General features: G+C 68.1%; 4 protein-coding genes. All 4 read left to right on the top strand.

Features of this window, described 5'->3' with window-relative positions; genetic code table 11:
- A partial coding sequence (locus DBR23_RS18345; protein WP_233250546.1) for a hypothetical protein occupies positions 1-265 on the top strand: 265 nt, incomplete at its 5' end.
- Positions 266-311: 46 nt separating this feature from the next.
- A complete protein-coding gene (locus DBR23_RS18340) occupies positions 312-815 on the top strand; it encodes an RNA polymerase sigma factor (protein WP_008904230.1) in 504 nt (167 codons plus the stop codon).
- 19 nt (positions 816-834) lie between these two features.
- A complete protein-coding gene (locus DBR23_RS18335; RefSeq protein ID WP_067513519.1) occupies positions 835-1734 on the top strand; it encodes an anti-sigma factor in 900 nt (299 codons plus the stop codon).
- A gap of 162 nt (positions 1735-1896) precedes the next feature.
- Positions 1897-3106: YncE family protein (locus DBR23_RS18330; protein ID WP_108499170.1), on the top strand; the 1210-nt coding region annotated here is incomplete at its 3' end.

Below are 3106 nucleotides of genomic sequence, written 5' to 3'. Positions count from 1 at the left end.
GGGCATGACGCTCTACACCTTCGACAAGGACGTGGCAGGCAGCGGCAAGAGCACCTGCAACGGCGGCTGCGCCGCGCTGTGGCCGCCCGCGATGGCCGCCGCCAGCGACCAACCCGCCGGTGCATACACGATCGTCATGCGCGACGACGGTGCGCGCCAGTGGGCCTACAAGGGCAAGCCGGTCTACACCTACCAGGCCGACCAGAAGCCCGGCGACCGCGCCGGCGACAACTTCAAAGACGTCTGGCACATCATCAAGGAATGACATTTGCTGTCGACTTCCGTCCAGTCCCTCAGGCCACGACCCCCCGATGCAAGACGACGCAAGCCTGCTGAGCTGGGTGCCGCGCCTGCGCCGCTATTCGCGCGCGCTGGTGAACAACCGTGACGACGCCGACGATCTGGTGCAGGACACGCTGGAGCGGGCCTGGGCCAAGTCGAACCTGTGGGGCGGCGTGGCCGACATGCGCGCCTGGCTCTTCAGCATCATGCACAACCTGCACGTCGATGGCGTGCGCCGTCCCAGGCTGCACACCGTGACCATGGACGACGACACGCCCGAAGTGCCGGTGGCGCCGACACAAACCGACAGGCTGGCTGTACTGGATCTGCAGGCTGCACTGGACTTGCTGCCCGTCGAGCAGAAGGAAGTGCTTCTTCTGGTGACGCTGGAAGACATGGCCTATGCCGATGTGGCGCAGGCCCTGGGTATCCCCATCGGCACCGTGATGTCGCGCCTGTCGCGAGGCCGTGAGCGCCTGCGCGGCCTGATGGAAGGCCGCGCAGAACCGGTGCGGCTGAAAGTCGTCAAATGAATATATTGCGAAGCAACCCATGAATACCGACCGTCCGCCACCGTCCATTCCCCCGGTCACCGAGGCCGACCTGCATGCGTTCGTTGATGGCCGCCTGCCCGCTGAGCGCCAGGTCGAGATCGCCGCTTATCTGGCCGCACGCCCTGAAGACGCGCAGCGCCTGGAGGCCTACCGGGCGCAGAAGCGCAAACTGCACGCCTTGCTCGATCCCGTGCTGGATGAACAGCCGCCGCAGCGCCTGCTGAAATCGGCGCGCCCGCGCGCCGTGCCGCAGACGCCTTGGTACCTCCAGCGCCTGGCCGCTGGGATCGCCATCGCCGTCATCAGCGGCGCGACTGGCTGGGGCTTGCGGGGCGGCCTGCCCGCGGGGGGCGACGATGCCGGCCGCATGGCCGCCGCGGCACCCGCCGAGCGCGGCCTGACGCTGGCGTCAGCGGGCGGCTTCGCGCAGCGCGCGGCGGTGGCTCACGCGGTATACAGTCCCGACGCGCGCCGCCCGGTCGAGGTGGACGCGGCGCACGAGGACCAGTTGGTGGCATGGCTGTCCAAGCGCATGGGCGCGCCGATGAAGCCGCCGCACCTGCAGGCCCAGGGCTACACGCTGGAAGGCGGGCGCCTGTTGCCGGGTGGCCAGGGGCCGGTTGCGCAGTTCATGTACCGCAACGAGCTCGGCAGCAAACTGACGCTGTACGTGTCCAACGATGTCGCCGACGTGGGCAGTGCCGCGGGGCCGGACAAGGCACTGCAGGCCGGCGTGAAGAACACAGACACGGCCTTCCGCTTCGCACGCGAAGGTGCGGTCAATGTCTTCTACTGGGTCGACGGTCCCTTCGGCTACGCCCTGTCGTCCGACGCCGACCGCAGCGTGCTGGCGCAGGTGTCGGCCGAGGTCTATCGGCAACTTGGCACCCCGCGCTGAAGGCCAGGGCGGCGTCGGCGCGACGCGCTGTCGGCTCGCGCCAGGGAATGAAACGGCCTGAGCCGCGCTCTTGACCTGAAGCAAGCGCTGGGCAGTGGTTCATCGGCGGCTGCCGGCTAACGACCCAAGCGATCACTCTCCACACCAACTCAGAAAGCACACATGACCACCCAACGCCGCGACATTCTCAAGTACACCCTGGCCGCCGCGGCAGCCAGCGCGCTGCCCGCAGCACATGCCCAGGCCCCGTCCGGCGCTTCAGCGGGAGCCGCAGCCACCGGCATCGACCCGCGCGACCGCGTCTTCATCACCAATGAAGACTCCAACACGCTGGTCGTCATCGATCCGAAGACGAACACCGTCGAGAGCACGATCAACCTGACCAGCTTCGACGAAGACCCGCGGCCTCCATTTCGCTACGTCACCGCCGGCGTGGCGCCGACACACGCGGCGATGATCCACAAGCCGCTGTACCACGGCTGCATCGACGCCCACGGCGCGGTGCCGTCGCCCGACGGCCGGCTGCTGGCCACCAGCGGGCGCGGCTCCAGCAACATTTATCTGATCGACGCCGAGCAGCGCCGCGTCATCGGCAACACACCCAACCCTGCGTCTGGGCCCACCACCAACCCCGAGCGCCTGAGTAGTGGCCTGCTGCTGGGCCGCGAACCGCACGAGCCCACTTTCACGCGCAACGGCCGCGAGCTGTGGGTCACGCTGCGCGGTGAAGACCGCATTGCCATCGTCGGCGTCGATCGTGCCGTTCGCCAGCTCAAGGGGGCCGACAGCCCGGGCTCCAGCGCGGTTCGCCAATACCTGCCCACACTGAGCGGCCCGGCGCAGGTGTGGTTCAACCGTGAGGGTACGTTGGCCTTTGTGGCCAGCCAGAAGGTGTCGAAGATCGACGTGTTCCGCGTCAACCCCGGCGCGGATGGCCACAGCCAACCGCAGCGGCTGACCACGCTGGACATCAGCGCACAGGACAAACCCGGCTTCACGCCCTTCATGAAGACCACACCCGACGGTGCCGAGGTGTGGTTCTCGCACAAGCTGGCTGATGCGGTGTCTTGCCGCTCGACGCAGGGTGGCTTCGACCTGATCGACACCGTGCCACTCGGCATGGGCGCTCGGCCCAACCACGTTGAGTTCGTGCGCAATGCGCGCGGCAGCGTGGTCTATGCCAGCCTGGCGCGCATCGACGATGGTGGCCCCGGCGGCGTGGCGTCGAGCCCGATCGCCATCATCGACCGCAGCGCTCCGGGCGGACAGCGCAAGGTGGTGGGCACCTTCTCCAGCCGTGGCCGCGAGTCGCACGGGTTGTGGACCAACCCCGAGAACACGCTGCTGTATGTGGCCCACGAACAGGACGAGC

The organism is Acidovorax sp. HMWF018, assembly GCF_003061035.1.
Lineage (GTDB): Bacteria > Pseudomonadota > Gammaproteobacteria > Burkholderiales > Burkholderiaceae_C > Acidovorax > Acidovorax delafieldii.
Note: the sequence above shows the minus strand (reverse complement) of the source record. Positions and strands in the feature narration are given on the sequence as shown.